The organism is Acinetobacter sp. TR11 (assembly GCF_027105035.1).
In the GTDB taxonomy this organism is placed as follows: Bacteria; Pseudomonadota; Gammaproteobacteria; order Pseudomonadales; family Moraxellaceae; genus Acinetobacter.
The window spans coordinates 661,482-683,633 of record NZ_CP114256.1 but is presented as its reverse complement, the minus strand read 5'-3'; the positions used below and the strand labels follow the sequence as shown (position 1 = coordinate 683,633).

17 protein-coding genes and 1 pseudogene are annotated in these 22,152 nt (G+C 41.9%); 3 read left to right on the top strand and 15 right to left on the bottom strand.

The features are described 5' to 3' along the window. Positions 1–99: 99 nt before the first annotated feature. The 13 genes from nuoN to ndhC all read right to left on the bottom strand — a co-directional run bounded on the left by nuoN (position 100) and on the right by ndhC (position 15,147). The gene (nuoN, locus tag O1450_RS03285) at positions 100–1,596 is read right to left on the bottom strand and encodes an NADH-quinone oxidoreductase subunit NuoN (protein ID WP_269229680.1); all 1,497 of its coding nucleotides are present in this window, start codon (positions 1,594–1,596) and stop codon (positions 100–102) included. Positions 1,597–1,599: 3 nt separating this feature from the next. Then, positions 1,600–3,198, bottom strand: coding sequence for an NADH-quinone oxidoreductase subunit M (gene nuoM, locus O1450_RS03280; RefSeq protein ID WP_269229679.1), 1,599 nt, complete (start codon positions 3,196–3,198; stop codon positions 1,600–1,602). 1 nt (position 3,199) lies between these two features. After that, positions 3,200–5,095, bottom strand: coding sequence for an NADH-quinone oxidoreductase subunit L (gene nuoL, locus O1450_RS03275; RefSeq protein WP_269229678.1), 1,896 nt, complete (start codon positions 5,093–5,095; stop codon positions 3,200–3,202). Then, a complete protein-coding gene (gene nuoK / locus O1450_RS03270) occupies positions 5,092–5,400 on the bottom strand; it encodes an NADH-quinone oxidoreductase subunit NuoK (protein ID WP_004638057.1) in 309 nt (102 codons plus the stop codon). The genes nuoL and nuoK overlap by 4 nt, the downstream gene beginning before the upstream one ends. Continuing rightward, positions 5,400–5,918 (bottom strand): NADH-quinone oxidoreductase subunit J, encoded by a 519-nt coding sequence (gene nuoJ / locus O1450_RS03265; RefSeq protein ID WP_269230403.1) that lies wholly within the window; start codon positions 5,916–5,918, stop codon positions 5,400–5,402. The genes nuoK and nuoJ overlap by 1 nt, the downstream gene beginning before the upstream one ends. Then, complete coding sequence (nuoI, locus tag O1450_RS03260) at positions 5,918–6,460, bottom strand: NADH-quinone oxidoreductase subunit NuoI (protein WP_269229677.1); 543 nt, start codon at positions 6,458–6,460, stop codon at positions 5,918–5,920. The genes nuoJ and nuoI overlap by 1 nt, the downstream gene beginning before the upstream one ends. A gap of 18 nt (positions 6,461–6,478) precedes the next feature. Then, a complete protein-coding gene (nuoH, locus tag O1450_RS03255) occupies positions 6,479–7,495 on the bottom strand; it encodes an NADH-quinone oxidoreductase subunit NuoH (RefSeq protein ID WP_004663752.1) in 1,017 nt (338 codons plus the stop codon). Between the two features lie 3 nt (positions 7,496–7,498). Next, positions 7,499–10,183: an NADH-quinone oxidoreductase subunit NuoG gene (gene nuoG, locus O1450_RS03250; protein ID WP_269229676.1), complete on the bottom strand. Its 2,685-nt coding sequence runs from the start codon at positions 10,181–10,183 to the stop codon at positions 7,499–7,501. Positions 10,184–10,194: 11 nt separating this feature from the next. Further along, positions 10,195–11,520 (bottom strand): NADH-quinone oxidoreductase subunit NuoF, encoded by a 1,326-nt coding sequence (gene nuoF, locus O1450_RS03245; RefSeq protein ID WP_269229675.1) that lies wholly within the window; start codon positions 11,518–11,520, stop codon positions 10,195–10,197. After that, a complete protein-coding gene (nuoE, locus tag O1450_RS03240; protein ID WP_004675093.1) occupies positions 11,517–12,026 on the bottom strand; it encodes an NADH-quinone oxidoreductase subunit NuoE in 510 nt (169 codons plus the stop codon). The genes nuoF and nuoE overlap by 4 nt, the downstream gene beginning before the upstream one ends. A 12-nt stretch (positions 12,027–12,038) precedes the next feature. Beyond that, positions 12,039–13,826: an NADH-quinone oxidoreductase subunit C/D gene (gene nuoC / locus O1450_RS03235; RefSeq protein WP_046740048.1), complete on the bottom strand. Its 1,788-nt coding sequence runs from the start codon at positions 13,824–13,826 to the stop codon at positions 12,039–12,041. A gap of 85 nt (positions 13,827–13,911) precedes the next feature. Continuing rightward, a complete protein-coding gene (locus tag O1450_RS03230; protein ID WP_004638049.1) occupies positions 13,912–14,589 on the bottom strand; it encodes a NuoB/complex I 20 kDa subunit family protein in 678 nt (225 codons plus the stop codon). Between the two features lie 6 nt (positions 14,590–14,595). Next, positions 14,596–15,147 (bottom strand): NADH-quinone oxidoreductase subunit A, encoded by a 552-nt coding sequence (ndhC, locus tag O1450_RS03225; RefSeq protein WP_004663758.1) that lies wholly within the window; start codon positions 15,145–15,147, stop codon positions 14,596–14,598. Between the two features lie 413 nt (positions 15,148–15,560). On the opposite strand from ndhC, the pseudogene O1450_RS03220 reads away from it, so the two are divergent. Both O1450_RS03220 and O1450_RS03215 read left to right on the top strand, forming a co-directional pair. Next, positions 15,561–15,736 (top strand): annotated as a pseudogene (locus tag O1450_RS03220) (GGDEF domain-containing protein); the annotation flags it as partial. Positions 15,737–15,858: 122 nt separating this feature from the next. After that, the gene (locus tag O1450_RS03215; RefSeq protein ID WP_213072473.1) at positions 15,859–16,215 is read left to right on the top strand and encodes a hypothetical protein; all 357 of its coding nucleotides are present in this window, start codon (positions 15,859–15,861) and stop codon (positions 16,213–16,215) included. A gap of 88 nt (positions 16,216–16,303) precedes the next feature. On the opposite strand, the gene bfmS is transcribed toward O1450_RS03215, so the two are convergent. Next, positions 16,304–17,944, bottom strand: a complete 1,641-nt coding sequence (gene bfmS / locus O1450_RS03210) for a sensor histidine kinase BfmS (protein WP_269229674.1) — start codon at positions 17,942–17,944, stop codon at positions 16,304–16,306. Positions 17,945–17,984: 40 nt separating this feature from the next. Then, on the bottom strand, positions 17,985–18,701 hold the full coding sequence (bfmR, locus tag O1450_RS03205) for a response regulator transcription factor BfmR (protein WP_004655457.1): 717 nt from the start codon (positions 18,699–18,701) through the stop codon (positions 17,985–17,987). Between the two features lie 545 nt (positions 18,702–19,246). Between bfmR and O1450_RS03200 the strand changes: the two genes are divergently transcribed. Continuing rightward, the gene (locus O1450_RS03200; RefSeq protein WP_269229673.1) at positions 19,247–22,081 is read left to right on the top strand and encodes a ribonucleoside-diphosphate reductase subunit alpha; all 2,835 of its coding nucleotides are present in this window, start codon (positions 19,247–19,249) and stop codon (positions 22,079–22,081) included. The last annotated feature ends 71 nt before the right edge of the window (positions 22,082–22,152 follow it).

Genomic DNA, 22,152 nt, shown 5'->3' with positions numbered 1-22,152 from the left:
ACCTAACTAATATTAATCTAGAGCTATTATAGATTGTTTTTTACTATTCATTAAAAAAAGCCCCCAATTTTTGGAGGCTTTTTTGTACAAATCAAATCATTATTGTTGTTGAGACAACATGAAATGCAATGGAGAAAGAATTTCTGACTTCAATGCCAAATTGATCATTGGATCTGGGTAGATACCGAGTAATAATACAAGCAATGCAGCACCGAGTACCATGATACCACCAACTTTAGTTCCCCAATGTGCGTCAGCATCAATACGAGGTGTTTCTGGTGGTGTCATATACATGACGATCATCACGCGTAAGTAGTAATATAAGCCAATACCACTTCCTACAACGACCATTGCAGCCAAGAACCAATGTTGAGTTGTTACAGCAGCCATTACCACAAGGAATTTACCAATAAAACCTGCAGTTAATGGAATCCCTGCTAATGACAACATCATCACGGTCAATGTTGCAGTCAAGATCGGACGACGCCAGAACAAACCACGGTAGTCTGCAAGACTTTGTGCTTCATCAACGTTGTTATATGGACTAGACATTAACGCAACTGCACCAAATGCACCGATTGTTGTAAATACATAAGTAATCACATAAACCGTTACACTGCCTAAACTTGCATAAGTCATACTAATCAAAGCAATCAACAAGTAACCAAAGTGTGCAATTGATGAATAACCAAGGATGCGTTTTAAGTTCACTTGACGTACTGCAAGTAAGTTACCGACCAAAATTGATAACACAGCAATGACTGTCAAAACAGTCACTATTGATTCAACTAAGATTGCACCAGAACTTAATAAGTAACGTACAAATAAACCAATCGTTGCAACTTTGGCAGCCGTTGCTAAGAATGTCGCCATAGGTGCTGGTGCACCTGCATACACATCAGGCGTCCATTTATGGAATGGTGCAAGTGAAAGCTTAAATGCAACAGCAAAGATAATGAGACCTAAACCTAATAGCACCATTGGTTGCTTGATCGCAGTCATCAATGCTTGAACAGAATCATAGAATGACAATGAGCCTGTATATGCATAGATATATGCCATACCCATCAACAACATCGCAGATGCAGTTGCTGAAAGTACAAGATACTTAATTCCCGCTTCTAAAGATTGGCTACGTTGATGCGTGTAAGCCAACATACCATACACAGGAATTGACATTAACTCTAAGCTAATAAAGAAAGCAGCGTAATGAGAACTTGCAACCAATAGCATTGCACCTGCTACAGAACAAAGTAACAAGATATAAAGTTCTTCACGATTATCTTTATACGTTTCAATGTAGGCATGTGAAAGCGTGCTACAAGCCAAAGCAGCAATCAAAATCAGGAATTGGTAGAGCATGGTAAATGGATCAACCATAAACATGCCCATCACGTTCGCAGGAACAAAGTGTCCACTAAACATGGTGTATGCAATAAAAATTGCAGAAAGGTTTAAACCGACCACCGTCGTTGTTGCGACAAGATTATGATTGCGTTTAATCGCAATTAATAACATCACAACAACAGAGGTCAATGCCACAATCATCACTGGGACAAGCGGCATAAGCTCAGAAAAAGAAAGTGTGAAGTTCATGGTTTATCGCATCTCCACTTGTTCAAGTTGAGTTGCAGCCTGTTGAACAGTTTCAACAACTTCTTGTACTGGCATATAACTATTGACTAACCACTGCATGCTTGAATGAGACATATCCAAGAATGTTTGTGGGTAAAGCCCTAACCAAAGTAAACCAATCACACAGATCATCAAAATGCTCACTTCACGTACTGATAAGTCTTTCAGTGGGCTTGTATAGTGTTGCTTTTGTTCTGGATTTGGCTCACCAAATAACGCTTTGTGAATCAAAATCAAACCGTAGAGACCTGCAAATACCAAACTTACAGCAGCAATGATTGTGAATGCAGGATAAGCTTTGAATGAACCCATAAGAATTAAGAATTCACCAATAAAGTTACCTAGACCAGGTACACCGACAAGTGCTGCAACAAAGAACATCAAGAAGAATGGTAAATATTGCAATTGCCCACGAAGACCACCCATTAAACGTAAATCACGGGTATGTAAACGTTCATACACTTGACCCGACATAATGAACAATGCAGCAGATGACAAACCATGTGCCAACATCATGATCATCAGACCTTGGAAAGTCAGAATATTACCTGCATAGATTGCAAGTAAAATGAAACCCATGTGTGAAATAGACGTATACGCAAGCAGACGTTTCATGTCTGTTTGTTGGTACGCTAAGAATGCACCGTAGAAAATACCAATCAGACCCAAAATGATTGCAATATCAGCAAACTGAGCTGACGCTGCTGGGAAGAATGGAATCACGAAACGAAGTAGACCGTACGCTGCTGTCTTAATCAAAATACCCGCTAAGTCCACAGAACCCGCTGTTGGTGCTTGTGCATGCGCATCAGGTAACCAACCGTGTAATGGGAATACAGGTAATTTAACTGCAAAACCAACAAAGAAACACAACATAAGTGCATATGCAACTTCTGGTGGTAAGTGGTTTGCAACAGCCAATAAGTAGCTGTAATCAAAACCAATCATACCTGTCATCATATATCCATAGACCACTAAGCCTAAGATACCGATTAACATGATTAAACCAGCAATTTGTGTATATAAGAAGAATTTAGTTGCAGCATAAACACGTGAACGACCATTTGATCCTGAGTGTCCCCATAACGCAATCAAGAAATAGATTGGTACAAGCATCATCTCCCAAAAGAAGAAGAACAAGAATAAGTCAATTGCAAGGAATACACCGATAACCCCACCTAAACTCCAAAGGAGGTTTAAGTGGAAGAAACCAACATTCTTTTGAATTTCACCCCATGAACAACCAACAGCAAGCACACCAAGTAACGCTGTAAGTAAAACCATGAGTAGAGATAAACCATCCACAGCCAAGTGAATGCTAATCCCTAAAGTCTGAATCCATGGGAGATGGAATTCAGCCGCCCAAGTTGGGACTTTACCGCCCAACTCGTAGCTATATGTACCAGTTTGCCATAGTGCAATACCCAAACCAAAGGTAATGAGCATACCAATCAAGGCAATCCAACGCGGTAAGTGTTGGTCAAATTTATCAACCAACCAACAAATAAAACCAGCAATGAAAGGAACTAAAATCAGTGCGGGTAAAATTAAATTGTTTTCCATTTTATTTCCCCACAACCTGAACTACGATCAAGATCATCAATAACACCACTACACCGAGTGACATGCTTGATGCGTATTCACGCAATGAACCTGTTTGACGCGAACTTGTAAAGCTATTACCACCCTTCACAATTGCAGGGAGCACTAACCATAAACCGTCAACTGGATCACGACCTAAAATTTTCGCAATCAATAAATAAGGTTTTACAAATACGATGTCATACAAAGCATCGAAACCAAATGCTGTACGGCAAATGTGCGCTAGACCTGAACCCAAAGGTGTTTGAGCAAAAGCTTTTACTGCACCGTATGCAAAAGCAAACAAGAAGATACCCACAGCTAAACCAACAAGGGCAACACCACTTGCTAAATGTTCTGCATGTGCAACCGCTTCTTCTAAAGCTTCAGGAACAACAAAGCTTGGAATACTTGCAGCAGTCAATAATTTTGCAACAGGTGCTTGTAAGAAATAACCAATACCTGTTGATAAGGTCGCAAGAATTGCAAGCGGTGCCCAGTAAGTCACGCCATGAATGGCATGTGCATGGGTTTTTTCTTCGCCAAAGAATACAACCCAAATTAGACGGAACGTATAAATTGAAGTTAAGAAAGCACCCGCTACACCCACCCAATACAACGTATTGTAAAGTGGAATATTTGCAATTGTAGACTGTGCATATACTGCACCTAAGATGGCATCTTTAGAGAAGAAACCAACAGTTACGATTGGAAGTGCAGCCAATGCGCCACCACCGATGACGAAACACCAAAATACGAATGGAATCTTTTTACGTAATCCACCCATTTTGAAAATGTTTTGTTCGTGATGACATGCAAGAATCACTGCACCTGAAGAAAGGAACAATAACGCTTTGAAGAATGCGTGAGCAAGCATGTGGAATAAACCAGCTTGATACGCCTCAGCACCCACAGCCATAAACATATAACCGAGCTGACTCATGGTTGAGTAAGCCAAGATACGTTTGATATCGGTTTGAACCAATGCAGCAAAACCAGCTACAAGTAAGGTTACTGCACCTGTAATCGAGATGAACTGCATTACTTCTGGTGCCATTTCCATCACAGAGAACATACGGCAGCATAAGTACACACCCGCTGTAACCATCGTTGCAGCGTGGATCAATGCAGATACTGGTGTAGGACCAGCCATCGCATCAGCTAACCAAGTTTGTAATGGAATTTGCGCTGATTTACCTGCCGCACCCAAGAACAACATCAATGCTGTCCAAATCGACAATGATGAGCTTTGTGTCATCACAGTCGCCGCATGTTCAACAATGTACTGTGTATTTAACGTACCAAACTGTTGATAGAGCAAGAACAATGCGATGAGTAAGAAAACGTCACCCACACGTGTTACGGTGAATGCTTTGATTGCTGCCCAACCATTTGCAGGGTTTGAGTAGTAGAAACCAATCAAGAGGTATGAACACAGACCTACGCCTTCCCAACCTAAGAACAATAACGCCAAGTTATCGCCGAGTACCAACAACAACATGCTGGCAACAAACAGGTTGAAATAAGAGAAGAAACGTGCGTAATCTTCTTCACCACGCATATACCATGATGCAAAGATGTGAATCAGGAAACCAACACCTGTGATCATACCTGTCATCAATAATGACAAACCATCGAGGTGCAAGCTAATACCTGGCTCAAAACCGCCAACACTGAACCACGTCCATAAGTGTTGGACAAAAACGGATTGGCCACTGCTGGTAAATGCAAGACCCGCGATTAAAGCAAATAGCGCAGATAAACCCACTGAACCGACACCAATAATGGCAGCCACATTTTCAGACAGTTTGTTACGCCCTGCCGCTAACAGGATAAAACCAATGAGCGGAAATAAAACGGTTAAATATAATGTACTCATCCGCGCATCTCACTAGCAGCATCCACATCCAAGTGATGGAAGCGATGATAAAACTGAAGGACGATCGCAAGACCAATACACGCCTCTGCCGCAGCAAGCGTTAGGATCAAAATGAACATCACTTGTCCATCTGGTTGAGCCCAAACACTACCTGCCAAAACAAATGCCAATGCAGCAGCATTCATCATCACTTCAAGGCTCATTAGCATAAATAATAGGTTGCGTCGCACCATTACACCGTAAAAACCCAGTGCAAAAAGGATGGTTGCAACAATCAAACCATGTTCTAAAGGGATGTGTCCCATTATTCTTTATCCTCTTCTGCACTTGGTTCACGTTTGCCAAGGTGATATGCAGCAACTAAGGCTGCAAGCAATAACATCGCGGCAACTTCTACCAATAATAGATAGTGAGTAAATAATGCTTGACCGACTGCTTTAGGACCTACAATTTCTGTACCTAATGGTGCAGAAATCGTGGTGTATTCTCCACCCAACATCCAAACCAAAACCAAGCCCAATAAGAAACTCATTAATGCAGGATATGCCCATGCATCAGAACTCAACCATTTACGTTCTTGTTCAACCGTATCTTGTCCAAGGTTCAACATCATGACCACAAAGACGAACAAGACCATGATCGCACCAGCATAAACAATAATCTCAAGTGCACCAGCAAAAGGCGCACCCACGATCATGAAAATACCAGCAACAGCAAGTAAAGAAACGATTAAGCTTAAAAGAGCATGTACGGGATTCGTATTTGTCACAACACGAATTGTCGATACGATGGCCACAAGTGCCATCAAATAAAATGGCCACATCATGGTAATAAGCTCCGTACATCAACTGGTGCACTTTCTTTTTGTGCTTGACCTTTTTCCTTACCATTTACTGCCATACCAGTAACACGGTAGAAGTTATAGTCAGGATATTTGCCTGGGCCAGAAATCAATAAGTTTTCTTTTTCATAAACCAAGTCTTGGCGTACATATTCAGCAAGTTCAAAATCTGGAGTCATCTGAATTGCAGTTGTAGGACAAGCTTCTTCACACATACCGCAGAAAATGCAGCGTGAAAAGTTAATACGGAAAAATTCTGGATACCAACGTCCATCTTCTTTTTCCGCTTTTTGTAATGAAATACAGCCAACAGGACATGCAACCGCACAAAGGTTACATGCCACACAACGCTCTTCACCATCTGGATCACGCGTCAAGATGATGCGACCACGAAAGCGTGGAGGCACAATTTGTTCAGCTGGTACTTCTGGATATAAAATCGTGTCACGTTTACGTGTTACATGGCTAAACACCATCCACAACGAACGGACAATCGTTCCAAATCCAGCTAGAATTTTATACATTTTGTACTCCCTGCTGTCCTAGGCCTGATTCATCAGAATCACAGCACCAGTCACTAACAAGTTGACCAACGCCAATGGCAAACAAACTTTCCAACCAAAGTTCATCACTTGGTCATAACGTGGACGCATTAAAGAACCACGCGCCAATACAAACATCATTACAAAGAATGCTGTTTTAATCACGAACCAAAAAACTGGTGGAACAAATGGAATTTCTAAGTTAAATGGTGCAAGCCATCCGCCGAAGAATAACGTTACGATCAGTGCAGAGATTAAAACCACGTTGACGTATTCCGCAACGAAGAACATCCCCCACTTCATCCCACCATATTCAACATGATAACCTTCCGCCAATTCTTGCTCAGCTTCTGGTTGGTCAAATGGATGACGATGCGTCACTGCAACACCAGCAATAACAAAGATAATGAAACCAATGAATTGTGGAATAACAAACCAAACATCACGTTGAGCTTCAACGATTTCACGTAGATTGAATGAGCCTGCAATCGCAACCACACCCATCAATGAGATACCCAAGAACACTTCATAAGAAATAGTTTGAGCAGCAGAACGAAGACCACCGAGTAACGAGTATTTGTTGTTAGACGCCCAACCACCAAATAGCACTGCATAAACTGCAATACCCGCCATTGCCATAAAGAACAATAGACCGATACTCATATCCGCAACGCCCAGTGTAGGACTTACTGGGATGACCATAAACGAAAGTACCGCAGTTGCCATCGCAACTGCTGGTGCTAAACGAAAAGTCAGCTTGTCGGCAAACTTTGGTGTCCAGTCTTCTTTGAACATGATCTTGAGCATGTCGGCAACGATCTGGAACATACCACCCGGACCGACACGGTTTGGACCATAACGGTCTTGCCATAATGCCAAGAGACGACGCTCAATAAATGACATTAACGCAGCAACCAAAACCACTACCAACAGGATCACAACTGCTTGAATCACTGAATAAGCGATTGGCCAGTTCTCAGCCCAAAGTGGCGTTTGACGTATAATTTCTTGATTCATGAATTACACTCCTACTGCCACAGACACAGGCTCTGCCAATGAAACGGTTGGTGCTAGACCAATTGGATAACCAATATAGCCTGTTGGTAAATATTCGATGACTTGTACAGGTAAGCTGATGCTCGTTTCGCCTGCTTTCACGGTAATACGTTGACCATCTTGAACATTTAAGCGCGTCGCATCTTGTTCACCCACGGCAAACATCGCTTCAGGAATACGTGATTCCATTGCTGGTGTTTTAATCGTGAATTCACCAGAACCAAAAATATGGTGCATTGGCACAAGACGGAAGCTTTCAGGATTCACAACCACGGCAGTCGGTGCAACATAGCTACGTGCAGGACGTTTTGCTAAGCGATCGAATAAACGCACACCCGAATCACCACCTTTTAAGTGACCACCGACTTCATCTTGGTACTTGTTCCACGCTTGTGGCGAGTTCCAACCCGCAGCCCATGCGAAAGGTACTAAAGACGATGCTGTCTGATTACCCACATAACCTTCCATCGAGAAAGTTAATGCTGAATCTGGATCAGTTGGTTGTTTTGGCTCGTGAATCGATAACGGCGCACGCATTGCAGTACGACCTGAGTAACGACGTGGCTCTCGTGCAATTTTCAAACCATGAACACGATAACCTGCATCTGGCGCAACATCTTGAATCGCTTCAAGTACAGGCACATTTTTCACGATGTCATCAATTACATCATCAAGCAATGTCCAATCGACTGCTTTACCTTTAAGACCTGTCTCAACAGCATGTAACCAACGCCATGATTCTTTGATCGCATATTCAGGCTTGTAGTAGCTTGGGTCATAGACTTGATAGAAACGCTGCGCACGACCTTCTTGGCTCACGACAGTCCCGTCACCTTCAGCAAAACTTGCCGCAGAAAGCACGATATCCGCAAGTTTCAAGGTTGGCGTTTCACTGTGATCCAATACGATCACAGTTTGAGCTTTATCAAGCGCAGCTTTTACTTGAGCAACTGGCAAACGACGAGTGAGGTCATTTTCAACCACAACTACGGCATCATAGTCTTGTGCAAAAGCTTGTTCTAAACTTAAACCACCGAATAATGCCAAGCCCATTGAGTTCACTTCAGGAACAGTCAATGATAAACCTGCATGTTCACCTAAGTTTTGTGCAACCTGTGCAGCCGCTTCGATAATCGCAGGATCTTGTAAACTCGTACCAGAAATGATCAAAGGCTTTTTCGCTGCTTTCAAGGTGTCTGCAATCGTTTGTGCAAATGCTTTTGCATCATCAGCTAAACCAGAAAGCGCTTCGCCTTTAACAGCAGCCGCAACCGCGAAACCTAAACGTGCGATATCATTTGGCGATGCAACTACTTCACCCGTTGCCACATCCGCTAAACGTGTTTGCGTTGCAGCAAGAATATAGATTGGAGATTTAGCATCTTGACCAATACGTTGTACAGGCTCTGCCAACCAATCTGGTGTACGCGTTTTAGCTGCCATTTCTTTGGCTTTATTTTTCGCTGCTTGGCGAACTGATAAAGCCATACGTGGCGCAGTTTGGGTTAAGTCTTCACCCAAGATCAATACCGCATCGTAGCTTTCAATTTCACGCATGTTCGGGTTGTAAATACCCTGTGTTTGCATGATTGATGCAGCTAATTCAACCAGATTTTGCTCTTTTTGAGACAATCCAGTTGAATAATTGTCTTGTCCAACCAATTGACGTAGCGCATAGTTTGATTCCAAGCTTGCGCGTGGCGAACCAACACCTAATACTTTTTTGCCTTTTAGTTGAGCAATTACTTGATCAAGTGCTTGATCCACACTCACTGTTGTAACAGCATCACCATTACGGAACTGTGGTTGACGTGGACGATCTTCACGATTGACATAACCCGTACCAAAACGACCTTTATCACACAGGAAGTATTGATTTACTGAGCCATTGAAGCGGTTTTCAACACGACGGATTTCGCCATAACGCTCACCTGGTGAGATGTTACAACCTGAAGAACAGCCTTGGCATACGCTTGGTGCATATTGCATGTCCCACTTACGGTTATAACGTGCTGAATGCGTCTTATCCGTGAATACACCAGTCGGACAGACTTCAGTCAAGTTACCAGAAAATTCAGACTCTAAAGTTCCTGATTCTGGACGACCGAAATAAACACGTGATGCATTGGCATAGACACCAAAGTCTGTACCACCCGCATAATCTTTGTAGTAACGCACACAACGATAGCACGCGATACAGCGGTTCATTTCATGTGCAATAAACGAACCCAACTCTTGGTTATGATGGGTACGCTTCGTGAAGCGATAGCGACGACGATCGTGTTGCGTCATCACCGTCATATCTTGTAAATGACAGTGACCACCTTCTTCACAGACTGGACAGTCATGTGGGTGGTTGGTCATTAAGAATTCGACGATTGATGCACGAAAATCTGTTGCTTCTTTGTCTTCAATAGAAATAAAGGTATTGTCGGCAGCTGGTGTCATACAAGACATGACTAAGCGCCCACGTGTATCTTCCGCATTATTATATTGCGTAACAGCACATTGACGACAAGAACCAACAGAACCTAAGGATGGGTGCCAACAAAAATACGGGATGTCGATACCAAGGCTGAGACATGCTTGTAGCAAGTTTTCAGAGCCATTGACTTCATACGATTTTCCATCGACATGAATTGTAGCCATAGTCGAATTCCTTAAGCTTGTTCTACGTCAAGAGCAGGAGCATGGGTTTTAACCTTTGCTTCAAACTCATGGCGGAAATATTTTAATGCGCCCATAAGCGGCTCCATCGCACCCGGTGCATGAGCACAGAAAGTTTTACCGATCCATAATTTACGCGTCAGTTCTTGTAAATGATCGATATCTTCTTTCTTACCTGTACCTGTTTCGAGTGCTTTCAGCGCTTTGACTGCCCAAGGTAAACCATCACGGCACGGTGTACAGAAACCACATGATTCACGTGCAAAGAACTCTTCTAAGTTACGCGTTGCAGAGACCATACATTGGGTTTCATCCACCACCATCAACAAACATGTTCCTAAACGTGAACCTGCTTTCATGATGCTTTCAGCGTCCATTGGCAAGTCAATGTGCTCAGCTGCTAAAAAGTCAGTCGAAGCACCACCTGGTAACCATGCTTTTAAAGTGAGACCATCACGCATACCACCCGCATGTTCTTCAATCACTTCACGCGCTGTTGTACCAAAAGGAAGTTCCCAAAGTCCTGGGAATTTCACCTTACCTGATGCACCATAAATCTTCGTACCTGGATCTTTAGACTTATGTGCAGAAAGGTTGATATACCACTCTGGCCCACGCAACATGATTGCTGGCAAGTTATTGTAGGTTTCGACGTTGTTGACAATCGTTGGACGACCCCATGCCCCTGCAACTTGTGGGAATGGCGGCTTAGTACGCGGATTGGCACGACGACCTTCAAGCGAGTTAATTAATGCAGTTTCTTCACCACAAATATAACGCCCTGCACCCGTGTGAACGTACATCTCAAAGTTCCAACCAGTACCGAGGATGTTTTCACCCAAGTAACCTTTGGCACGAACTTGCTCTAATGCTTCATTTAAGTATTGAGCTGCTTCGATGTATTCACCACGAATGAAGATATAACCATGCGTTGCTTCAAGGGTATAACCTGCGATCAACATCCCTTCGATCAATTGATGTGGAAGTTTTTCCATCAACAAACGGTCTTTAAAGGTACCTGGTTCCATTTCATCAGCATTACAAATTAAATAGCGCGGACCACCATCATTCGGTGCCATCAACGACCATTTAATTCCTGCTGGGAAACCTGCACCACCACGACCTTTAACTGTCGCAGCTTTAATCACGTCAAGTACATCTTTTGGTGGCATGCTGAGCGCTTTTTTGAAGCCTGCATAACCTTCTAAAGCTTCGTATTCATCAGCAGCACGAACGTGTTCTTGCTTACTCAAACGCCAAGTGAGTGGATGAGTTTCTGGATTACCGTCGCCATAAATTGGTTTTGGTTCAGTATTCATACATACTTCTCCAATAACTGTTTAACTGATGACACATCCACTAAACCGTGAGTATCTTCATCAATCATTAACGTTGGACCTTTATCACAGTTGCCTAAACAGCAAATTGGGAGCAAGGTGAAACGACCATCTGCTGTGGTTTGTCCATACTGGATGCCTAACTCTCGCTGAAATGCTTCTGCTAAAGTTTCTGCACCCATCAAGAAGCATGCAATTGAGTCACATAACAAAATCACATGACGACCTACAGGTTGGCGATAAATACGGTTATAGAATGTTGCTACACCCTCTAAATCCGCCACACTGATTGTCAACAATTGCGCAATTGCATTCATTTGAGCATCATCTACCCAGCCATTACGACGTTGTACGCATTTTAATGCATCCAATGATGCCGCACGTGGATATGGATAGTGATCAATATGGTGTTCAATGTCATGGATTTCTTCAGCAGTCAAAATCCCTTCAACATTCACACGAGGTTTTTTATCAGTCAAAATCATCATAATCGTTTAACCCTAGCGATCCACGTCAGCCATAACCACGTCAATGGTCGCCAAATAAATGATCAAGTCAGAAACCAAACTGCCATTAATCACAGAAGGCATTTGCTGCAAATGTGTGAAGGTCGGTGTACGAATACGAGTACGGTAACTCATCGTTGACTTATCTGAAGTCAAGTAATAAGTACTCGCACCTTTCACCACTTCAGTCATAAATGATGACTCACCTGCAGGCATGACAGGACCCCAAGATACACTCAAGAAGTGCGTAATCAAGGTTTCAATATCTTGTAATGTCTTATCTTTTGGTGGTGGAACAGCCAGTGGATGATCCGCTTTATAAGGACCAGATGGCATGTTGTCCAAGCACTGTTGAATAATTTTCAACGACTCAGTAATTTCACGGAAGTGAACCAAAACACGTGCATATGCATCGCCTTCATATTCCACTGGAATATCAAAGTCGAAGTTTTCATAACCACTGTATGGACGATATTTACGAACGTCAAAATCAATACCTGTCGCACGTAAACCAGTACCCGTCACACCCCAAGCCAACGCAGATTTAGCATCGTATTGCGCAACATTGCGGGTACGACCAATAAATACTGAGTTTTTAAGTGCCGCAGTGTAGTACTCGTTCAAACGTTTTGGCATCCACTCTAGCAATTCTTTAACAAGTTTTTGCCAGTTGTTTGGAAGGTCATGTGCCGTACCACCGATACGGAACCATGCTGGATGCATACGGTAACCCGTGATCGCTTCAACGATGTCATAGACTTTTTGACGGTCTGCGAACATATAGAATACAGGGGTCATACCACCCGCATCCTGAATCGCTGTACCACAGAATAATAAGTGGTTATTGATACGGAATAATTCGTTCAACATCACACGAATCACTTGCGCACGCTCAGGTACTTTAATACCAGCAAGCTGTTCAACCGCCATCACATATGGCATGTTTTGCGCACAACCACCTAAGTAGTCAACACGATCCGTATACGGAATGAATGAATGCCATGTTTGACGTTCAGCCATCTTTTCCACACCACGGTGGTGATAACCAATATCAGGTACGCAATCTTTCACTTCTTCACCGTCCAACTGCAATACCACACGGAACGCACCGTGCGCAGATGGATGGTTAGGACCTAAGTTCAAGAACATGAAGTCTTCATCAGCATTGCCGCGTTTTAAACCCCAGTCTTCAGGCACAAAGCGTAGGTGTTCTTGTTCAAAATCCTGTTTCGCTTGATTCTGCATATACGGCGTATATTCTGTCGCACGTGCAGAATATTCTTTACGTAATGGATGACCTTCCCAATAGGTTGGCAATAAGATACGACGGAGCATAGGATGCCCTGCGAAATCAATACCAAACATATCGTAAGCTTCACGCTCGTACCAGTTGGCATTTGGCCAAATATTGGTTGCGGTTGGGATGCTTAAATCATTTTCATTTAATGCAACTTTAATACGAATATCACTATTACGCTCAAGCGATAACAAGTGATAAAACACAGTAAAATCTGATGCTGGTAAACCATCACGGTGAACACGTAAACGCTCATCAACCGCAGATAAGTCAAACAGCATTACATAAGGACGTTCCACTTTACGGAGGAACATAAGGACTTCTTGCACGCGTGCGCGCTCAACCCAGACTGTTGGAAACTCTTCAAAAGTCGCCTGCACATAGAAGTTCTCACCAAATTTGGTTTTGAGCTCTTCTACGATTGCAAATGCTGGGCGTGAATCAACTTGCGTTGACTCTGGCATAGCAATGTCAGTTTCAGCCATTGGCTTGGCTTCCTATTTAATACAAATTCTGGCAATTTTCCCGATGATCATGTCTCTTCAGACATATCACAATTCATCGTTCAAATTATTTAATTTCATCCATAGAGCGTAAATTTTTCACCGCAATACGTTCCGCATTTTTACGATCGCGTTCTGGCATCATCTTTGGCTTATACACAGGCTGAAGATCATCACCAATCACCGCTGAAAGTGGACGGCGCTCTAGTTGAATTTGGTCTTGAAGTAACATCAATGCTTGGATCAATGCTTCTGGACGAGGTGGGCAACCTGGGATGTACACATCAACAGGAATAATTTTATCGACACCTTGTACTACAGAATAGATGTCGTACATACCACCAGAGTTCGCACAAGCACCCATAGAGATGACCCATTTAGGCTCAAGCATTTGTTCATACAAACGTTGAATTACAGGTGCCATTTTGACAAAGCAGGTTCCTGCAACAATCATTAAATCTGCTTGACGTGGTGAAGCACGAATAACCTCAGCACCAAAACGAGATAAGTCATGTACACCAGTTAAAGTCGTCGCATATTCAACATAACAGCATGATGTACCGAAGTTAAAAGGCCATAAAGAGTTTTTACGCCCCCAGTTCACTGCGGTATGCAACACATCTTCAAGACGTGTCATCATCACACTTTTATTCACTTCTTCCTCAAGAGGATCAGTTACGATTTGACGATCTTGTAATGGATACTGATCGGCATCTGGATTCGCACGGGTTAAAGTATATTTCATCCCGACTTACTCCTGTTCAAATGATGATGTAGTCGGTGTTTTAGACTTAACACGACCAGAAGACTGTGCTGGAATATGACCAGTAGGATCGACAACAAGCTCTTCAATATTATTGAATCGAGTAATGTCAGCAATATTCATATTCGGTGAACCAATTTTTGTTGTCACACCAGCAGATTTACGACGATCTACAGGTGCCCAATTCAGCGCGCCTACAGAAATTGCATAAACCAAAGCGATCAAAAGATCGACAACAAAAATAACGACCGTGGTAAATCCAAACCAACCTACTTCACGAACTGATGTCGACCATGCGTAGAGGTAAAGAGCTTCCAAGTCAAAGACAACGAAGAAAATTGCAACTAAATAGAATTTGGCTGACAAGCGGATACGAGCACCGCCCGCACCAACTACACCTGATTCAAACTGCTCTTGCTTCGCACGCCCCCATGCTTTACCCCCGAGGAGTAAGGGAACTGTAAGCATAAAAACGCAAAGAAATGTAACGCCGATCACGAAGGCGATAATCGCCCAATCGTATGGAGTAATGGCACTCATGCGGGGATAACTCCTGGCAGGCCTATTTTTAACAAAGAATGTATGTATTGGCCTTCAAATACACCAAACACAAAATTAATCCCGCCAATTGTACCTGATTTCTAATTTCTCATGCTAGTTGAAGCGCTTTAGTCTTTAGGATGATTTTGTTGATTAATTTCCTGATACGACCTAGATCGCTACAAATTCACCCTTAAAAATCGAATTATCAAATCGACTAACCAATGTTAATCATTTTTTTCTTTATTCTTGCGCCAAAAATATCCGCAACTTGTCATCAATGCTCAAAAATATTGCAGCATGAACTAAATCATTGCATTGATACAAATTTGTGCTGAAAATTTAAACAAAATTTATATAATAGCCCGACCTAATTTCCCCCAAAGAAAAGTGTCAGCATGGAGGCTGTTCATGCCTGTGCCGAACAGATTCGCCGACACATGAGCCAAACTCCTATTTCAATTGATCAATAGCAGCATTTTTCATTCAGCTTAGCATTGGCCTGTGCATTTGCACGCCCGAAAATCACCAGCCGATTGAGCATTTATTCAAGCAGGCGGACAATGCGCTTTACCACGCAAAAAGATAGGGCCGAAATCAGGTTGTCATTTCGACATAATATTTTGCAATTCAGCTACATGCTTTAATTAACTTTATACACTATTTGGCTGAGAGATCGATATTCTAAAAGTAGCAAACAAGGAGAAAAATATGCATTTAGAATATACACATGACTCAGATTATTTCTTTTTTTCACAACTGCTGATGCGGCACATTGAAAGTTATATTCGAAAACACCCTGATGCTGATAATGCAATTTTCGACCTAAGAGATATCTATGAAGTCTTTAGAGAAGACTTTGCTGCAACAACAACCAATCTTGAAAGTATTCTAAACATTGCTGATAGCTATAAAGTTGAAACATTAAGTGGCGATCAACCATTGATTAAAAGTTATAAAATAGACGTAAAAAATAATTCCTTACTTTTGGATTTTAATATAGATGCACTGAATGGCTTAAGGTCTGGTCATCCATTAATCGAGCCTGATTCATCTATTCATGAATAAGCAATATTTATGCTTCATGAAAAATTAAAGCCAAAGCTTGATGCTTTGGCTTTCTTATATTCTTCATACAAGCTTAAATGAACTAAAACTATTTTTTTATGTTTTGTTTATAACGCTTCGCTGGCCATGTCATGGTAAAACGTGCGCCACCTAAGTTAGGGCTTTGGTCTACCATAATATCTCCACCGAACCAATACGCGATACGACTCACGATTGATAAACCCAAACCATACCCACCTGATGCGCGTGTACGACTATCATCCAAACGAGCAAAGGCTTCAAAAATACGTGCGCGCTCTTGCTCTGGAATGCCCGGCCCATCGTCCTCTACACAGACATATGCCTTACCATCAGCACGAACACCACCACTAATTCGAACTTTATGATCGCAATAACGAACGGCATTTCCAACCAAGTTTTGTACCACACGATGCAAATAGCGACGTTCAGCATCAACACGTAATGCCAGAGGTGGAGCAATCAGTTCAATTTCTTTCTGGGTTTTGAGCGCCTCGGTCTCCATTGCGACCTGATCCAGCACCTCAACCAGCACAAGGTCTTCAAAATCAAGTGATGGTGTGCCCTGCTCCAGTTTGGCATAGGTCATGATCTCATCAATCAGGGTATTGAGTGCCTCAATATCCTTATCAATCATCTCCACCTGCTGAATACGGTAACTATAGTCATCCTCTTCTGCCAGCATCTCCATACCAAAGCGGATACGCGCCACAGGCGTTCTGAGTTCATGCGACACTGCGCGCATTAATTCCCGTTGCGCCTCAATCAACCGCTGGATATGGTCTGACATATTATTATAACTTGATGCTAAATTTGCCATTTCATCTGTGCCTTCAATCGGAACACGTAATGACAGGTCACCCGATTTCATTTTATTCAGGGCATGACGAACCTGACGAATTTTCCGCTCAAGCAGTAGAATTAAACCGTAAACACCTAGACTTAATAAGAATAAGCTAAATAAGGTAATACCTGCTGAAAGCTGAAAAGGCATCCAATTAAACATTGGAACTGGACCTAAGATAAGAACTTGTGCAGGATGGTTTGGCATTGGAGAAACAATTGAAATCGTTGTACCACGTACAGTTGCACTATCCTTATATAACAGAATACTTTGGTCTTGACGTAAACGACCGATTTGCTCTGAATCTAGATTAATATCTTTAATATTGGCAATCGTAATCGGATAGTAAAAATGTTTTTTAATTCTTTCTAAATATTCACGCTCTTGCCCCGGATAAAAAATCAAATAATCCAGTACAAAAATTGGCAATGCCTTCATTTGGCGCTCGCCGAGCTTATCCACTTTGATATAAAGATAATGTTTCGCATCATCTTTCAGACCAATAATGATATAACCCACACCATTATTGGCATCATAACGAACCACTGATTTCTGCTCAGCAATCCGCTTTTTCTCAGTACGAGAAAGCTCTACACGTGCTGCATCAACATAGTAGATTGGAAGTTCTAATAAATCGGAAGCATCAGAAATCCAATCTAGCTTTTGTTGTTTTTGAGGCTGTCGAGATACCCCCTCACTGATGACATATGAAATACCATCCGTCAGATATTCACGATATTCTTGCGCGCGTTGATAGTTGATGACCTGTACCAGCAAATAACAAAATGCGGCAACAACAACAACTAAAACCACTAATCCAGCATAAATTCGCAAGAAAATGCTGTTTTTTAGTACTCGACTTACCATAAGGGAAATAAATCCAAGCTAATTTAAAGCAAGATGCAAATTATATCCCGTTAGTTTCTTTAACGAATAAATAACCTTTGCTACGCACAGTTTTGATACGTTTTGGATTTTCTGGATCATCACCAATTTTTGGACGAATACGTGAAATACGCACATCGATCGAACGGTCTTGACCATCGTATTCAATACCACGGAGACGCTCAAAAATATCTTCACGAGATAAGATGCGTCCTGCGTTTGAAGCTAGCAACCACAATAAGTCATATTCAGCGCTCGTAAAATCAACCAGCTCACCGTTTAAAGTCACTGAACGGCCACCGTTATCAATCACGAGATCATCGAACTCGATACGTTGAGCAACTTCGTCTTCAACTGTTTTATCAGTACGACGTAATAAAGCACGAATACGAGCTAATAAAACACGTGGTTGAACGGGTTTAGCAACATAGTCATCTGCACCCATTTCTAAACCAAGTACCTGATCCATATCTTCTGTACGTGCGGTTAACATCAAGATCGGTTGATGGTAATGTGGACGAACTTCTCGACAAACGGTTAAACCATCTGCACCTGGTAACATCACATCCAAGACAACTAAATCTGGTTGCTCACTGATAATACGGCGAATCGCACGATTACCATCTGTTTCGACCCCAACTTCTAGACCGTTACGAATCAAATACTCTTGTGTTAAGCGAGCTAAACGTTCGTCATCTTCAACGATCAAAATTTTTGGTAACTTTTCTTCTTGGCTCATTTGTATACCCCTACAATTAGAGTGAATCTATCTATAAAAATCTGACAGATACATTGGTTTATGTTTTGCAATATACACACGTTTACATTGTAAACAAGTAGGCGTTCACCAAACTGATACACGGTTAAGCACTTTTGTTATATTTTTATTAAAATTATGAATTTTAATATATTTTTTAATTCCATCTGCTTTTTCCGACAGAATGAATTTTTAGTATAGATTTTGTGCCAATGTTAAACAATCTGTTTCTTTCTTCACCCAAAATAATTTAAGTGTTTGTTTTTTGACTTATCCACAGAGTTATCTATAAGCCTTTTTTAATGGCTTTGTTATGCTATGTGCCTGTGAATTCAGCAGTTAAGACATGAAAAAAAAATTACCAAAATGTCAAGGATTGATCTGCTGTAAAAAATCCCGTATCTTGTGTTGAAAATAAACTTTAACCACTAAGTATTGTGTTTATCCCTCAAACATCGTGGCATACATTTTGCTCGATTCAAACGGTCTATGAACATAAAAATAGATGATAATGGAGCTATGCTGACATGAGCATCATCACTTCTACTCCTGGTCAAATTCAGGTAATTAAGCGCACTGGTGAAATCGCGTCTTTTAATGCCGAGAAGATTTCTGTTGCGATCGGGAAAGCCTTTTTAGCTGTTGAAGGTCAACAAGGTGCTGACTCTAGTCGCATCCATGACCGTATCACTCAATTAACAGAGATGGTACTCAATACGTTTAATCGTCGTTTACCTTCTGGCGGTACGATTCATATCGAAGAAATTCAAGACCAAGTTGAATTAGCACTGATGCGTACAGGCGAGCAAAAAGTTGCACGTGCTTATGTGATTTATCGTGAACAACGTGCCACTGCTCGTCAGCAAGCAGGTGCGAACCATCATCCTACCCTTCAAATCACTGATGCTCATGGACAGCTCCAACCATTAGACCTCGGTGCACTTACAGCGACAATCGAAACAGCAAGTGACGGTTTGGAAGGGATTGATGTTCAAGCGATCGTTGATGAAACCGTTAAAAACTTATACAACGGTGTAAAAGAAAGCGACATCGCAACAACCATGATGATGGCGACACGTACTCGTATCGAGCAAGAGCCAAACTATACGTATGTGACTGCACGATTATTACGTAATGAGTTAGTGAGCACAGGTTTAGAGTTCTTAGGTCTATCTACAGATACATCTGAGAATGATGCTTTAGAACCTTTCTTGAAGAAAGGGATCGAGCTTGATCTTCTTTCTGCTGATCTTCTTAATTTTGACCTTGCTAAATTATCAGCAGCGATTCAACCTGAACGCTCAAATCAATTTACCTATCTAGGCCTACAAACGTTATTCGATCGTTACTTCATTCATTCAAATGGCGTACGTTTTGAATTACCACAATTATTCTTTATGCGTGTTTCAATGGGTCTCGCACTCAATGAAGAAAATAAAGAAGAGCGTGCAATCGAGTTCTATAACTTATTATCCAGCTTCGATTACATGGCATCTACGCCAACCCTGTTTAACTCAGGTACATTACGCCCACAACTATCAAGCTGTTATTTAACAACAATTGGTGATGACCTATATGACATTTATGGTGCAATGCGTGACAACGCGATGCTCTCAAAATGGGCGGGTGGTTTAGGTAATGACTGGACACCTGTGCGTGCTTTGAACTCGTATATCAAAGGCACAAACGGTAAATCACAAGGTGTTGTTCCATTCCTGAAAGTTGCAAACGATACCGCTGTTGCGGTAAACCAAGGTGGTAAGCGTAAAGGTGCAGTTTGTGCATACCTCGAAACTTGGCACTTGGATGTTGAAGAATTCCTAGAGCTACGTAAAAACACAGGTGATGATCGTCGCCGTACACATGACATGAACACAGCAAACTGGGTTCCTGATTTATTTATGCAACGTGTATTTGAAGATGCTGAATGGACACTATTCACACCTTCTGAAACACCAGACTTGCATGATTTAACGGGTGCTGAATTTGCTGAGCGTTATGCACACTACGAAGCTGTAGCAAAACAAGAAAACATGCTGCACAAGAAAGTCCGTGCCAAAGACTTATGGCGCAAAATGCTTTCGATGTTATTCGAAACAGGTCATCCGTGGATCACATTCAAAGACGTATGTAACTTACGTTCACCACAACAACACGTTGGCGTAGTGCACTCATCTAACTTATGTACTGAAATTACCCTCAATACTAACCAAGATGAAATTGCGGTGTGTAACTTGGGTTCAATCAACCTTGTGCAACACGTTCAAGGTGGTGTGTTAGACCGTGAAAAATTAGCACGCACTATTAAAACTGCAGTACGTATGCTCGATAACGTCATCGACATTAACTACTACGCTGTACCACAAGCGAAAAACTCGAACATGAAGCACCGCCCTGTGGGTATGGGTATCATGGGCTTCCAAGATGCACTTTATGAAATGGGCATCGCTTATGGTTCAGATGCAGCAGTCGATTTTGCTGATGAATCAATGGAAGTGATCAGCTATTATGCAATCGAAACATCGAGTAACTTAGCAATCGAACGTGGTGCTTATTCAACATTCAAAGGTTCATTGTGGGATCAAGGTATCCTACCAATCGATTCTTTAGAAATCGTTGCGAAATCTCGTCCAGAGCGTATGTTTGAAGTTGATCGTACTCAACGTTTAGATTGGGATAGCTTACGTACTAAAGTTCAAAAAGACGGTATGCGTAACTCGAATGTGATGGCAATTGCACCAACTGCAACCATTTCAAATATTTGTGGCGTGTCTCAGTCCATTGAGCCAACATTCCAAAACTTATATGTGAAATCTAACCTTTCTGGTGAATTTACTGTGATCAACCCTTACCTTGTTCGTGCATTAAAAGAACGTGGTCTGTGGGATACTGTGATGGTGAATGACCTGAAACACTTCGAAGGCTCAGTACAAAAGATTGCGCGTATTCCTGAAGAATTAAAAGCAATCTTCGCAACTGCGTTTGAAGTGGATACACGTTGGATCGTAGATGCTGCATCTCGTCGTCAAAAGTGGATCGATCAAGCACAGTCATTGAACCTTTACATCGCTGGCGCGAATGGTAAGAAACTTGACATCACGTATAAGATGGCATGGTTACGCGGTCTTAAAACCACGTATTACCTCCGAGCTTTAGGTGCAACATCTGCTGAGAAATCAACAATTAACACGGGTGCACTGAATGCAGTAAAACCAGCGACAATTGAAGCACCTATCGTTGCGGCTCAAGCAGTTGAAGAGAAAAAACCTGAAGCTCAAGTTGAAGAAGATGGTTTCACAACAGCAGCTCCTGTACCAATGGCTTGTTCAATCGACAATCCAGATTGTGAAGCTTGTCAGTAATTAGATCTTGGAGAAACCCTTCTTAAATAAAGTAGGGTTTATTTAAGATTTAAAGGAAAGAGGCAAAGATT

What these genes read in the sequence shown, in the direction of transcription:
- nuoN (WP_269229680.1), bottom strand. Translation starts at nt 1,596, where the DNA reads ATGAACTTCACACTTTCTTTTTCTGAGCTTATGCCGCTTGTCCCAGTG.
- nuoM (WP_269229679.1), bottom strand. Translation starts at nt 3,198, where the DNA reads ATGGAAAACAATTTAATTTTACCCGCACTGATTTTAGTTCCTTTCATT.
- nuoL (WP_269229678.1), bottom strand. Translation starts at nt 5,095, where the DNA reads ATGAGTACATTATATTTAACCGTTTTATTTCCGCTCATTGGTTTTATC.
- nuoK (WP_004638057.1), bottom strand. Translation starts at nt 5,400, where the DNA reads ATGGGACACATCCCTTTAGAACATGGTTTGATTGTTGCAACCATCCTT.
- nuoJ (WP_269230403.1), bottom strand. Translation starts at nt 5,918, where the DNA reads ATGTGGCCATTTTATTTGATGGCACTTGTGGCCATCGTATCGACAATT.
- nuoI (WP_269229677.1), bottom strand. Translation starts at nt 6,460, where the DNA reads ATGTATAAAATTCTAGCTGGATTTGGAACGATTGTCCGTTCGTTGTGG.
- nuoH (WP_004663752.1), bottom strand. Translation starts at nt 7,495, where the DNA reads ATGAATCAAGAAATTATACGTCAAACGCCACTTTGGGCTGAGAACTGG.
- nuoG (WP_269229676.1), bottom strand. Translation starts at nt 10,183, where the DNA reads ATGGCTACAATTCATGTCGATGGAAAATCGTATGAAGTCAATGGCTCT.
- nuoF (WP_269229675.1), bottom strand. Translation starts at nt 11,520, where the DNA reads ATGAATACTGAACCAAAACCAATTTATGGCGACGGTAATCCAGAAACT.
- nuoE (WP_004675093.1), bottom strand. Translation starts at nt 12,026, where the DNA reads ATGATGATTTTGACTGATAAAAAACCTCGTGTGAATGTTGAAGGGATT.
- nuoC (WP_046740048.1), bottom strand. Translation starts at nt 13,826, where the DNA reads ATGGCTGAAACTGACATTGCTATGCCAGAGTCAACGCAAGTTGATTCA.
- O1450_RS03230 (WP_004638049.1), bottom strand. Translation starts at nt 14,589, where the DNA reads ATGAAATATACTTTAACCCGTGCGAATCCAGATGCCGATCAGTATCCA.
- ndhC (WP_004663758.1), bottom strand. Translation starts at nt 15,147, where the DNA reads ATGAGTGCCATTACTCCATACGATTGGGCGATTATCGCCTTCGTGATC.
- O1450_RS03215 (WP_213072473.1), top strand. Translation starts at nt 15,859, where the DNA reads ATGCATTTAGAATATACACATGACTCAGATTATTTCTTTTTTTCACAA.
- bfmS (WP_269229674.1), bottom strand. Translation starts at nt 17,944, where the DNA reads ATGGTAAGTCGAGTACTAAAAAACAGCATTTTCTTGCGAATTTATGCT.
- bfmR (WP_004655457.1), bottom strand. Translation starts at nt 18,701, where the DNA reads ATGAGCCAAGAAGAAAAGTTACCAAAAATTTTGATCGTTGAAGATGAC.
- O1450_RS03200 (WP_269229673.1), top strand. Translation starts at nt 19,247, where the DNA reads ATGAGCATCATCACTTCTACTCCTGGTCAAATTCAGGTAATTAAGCGC.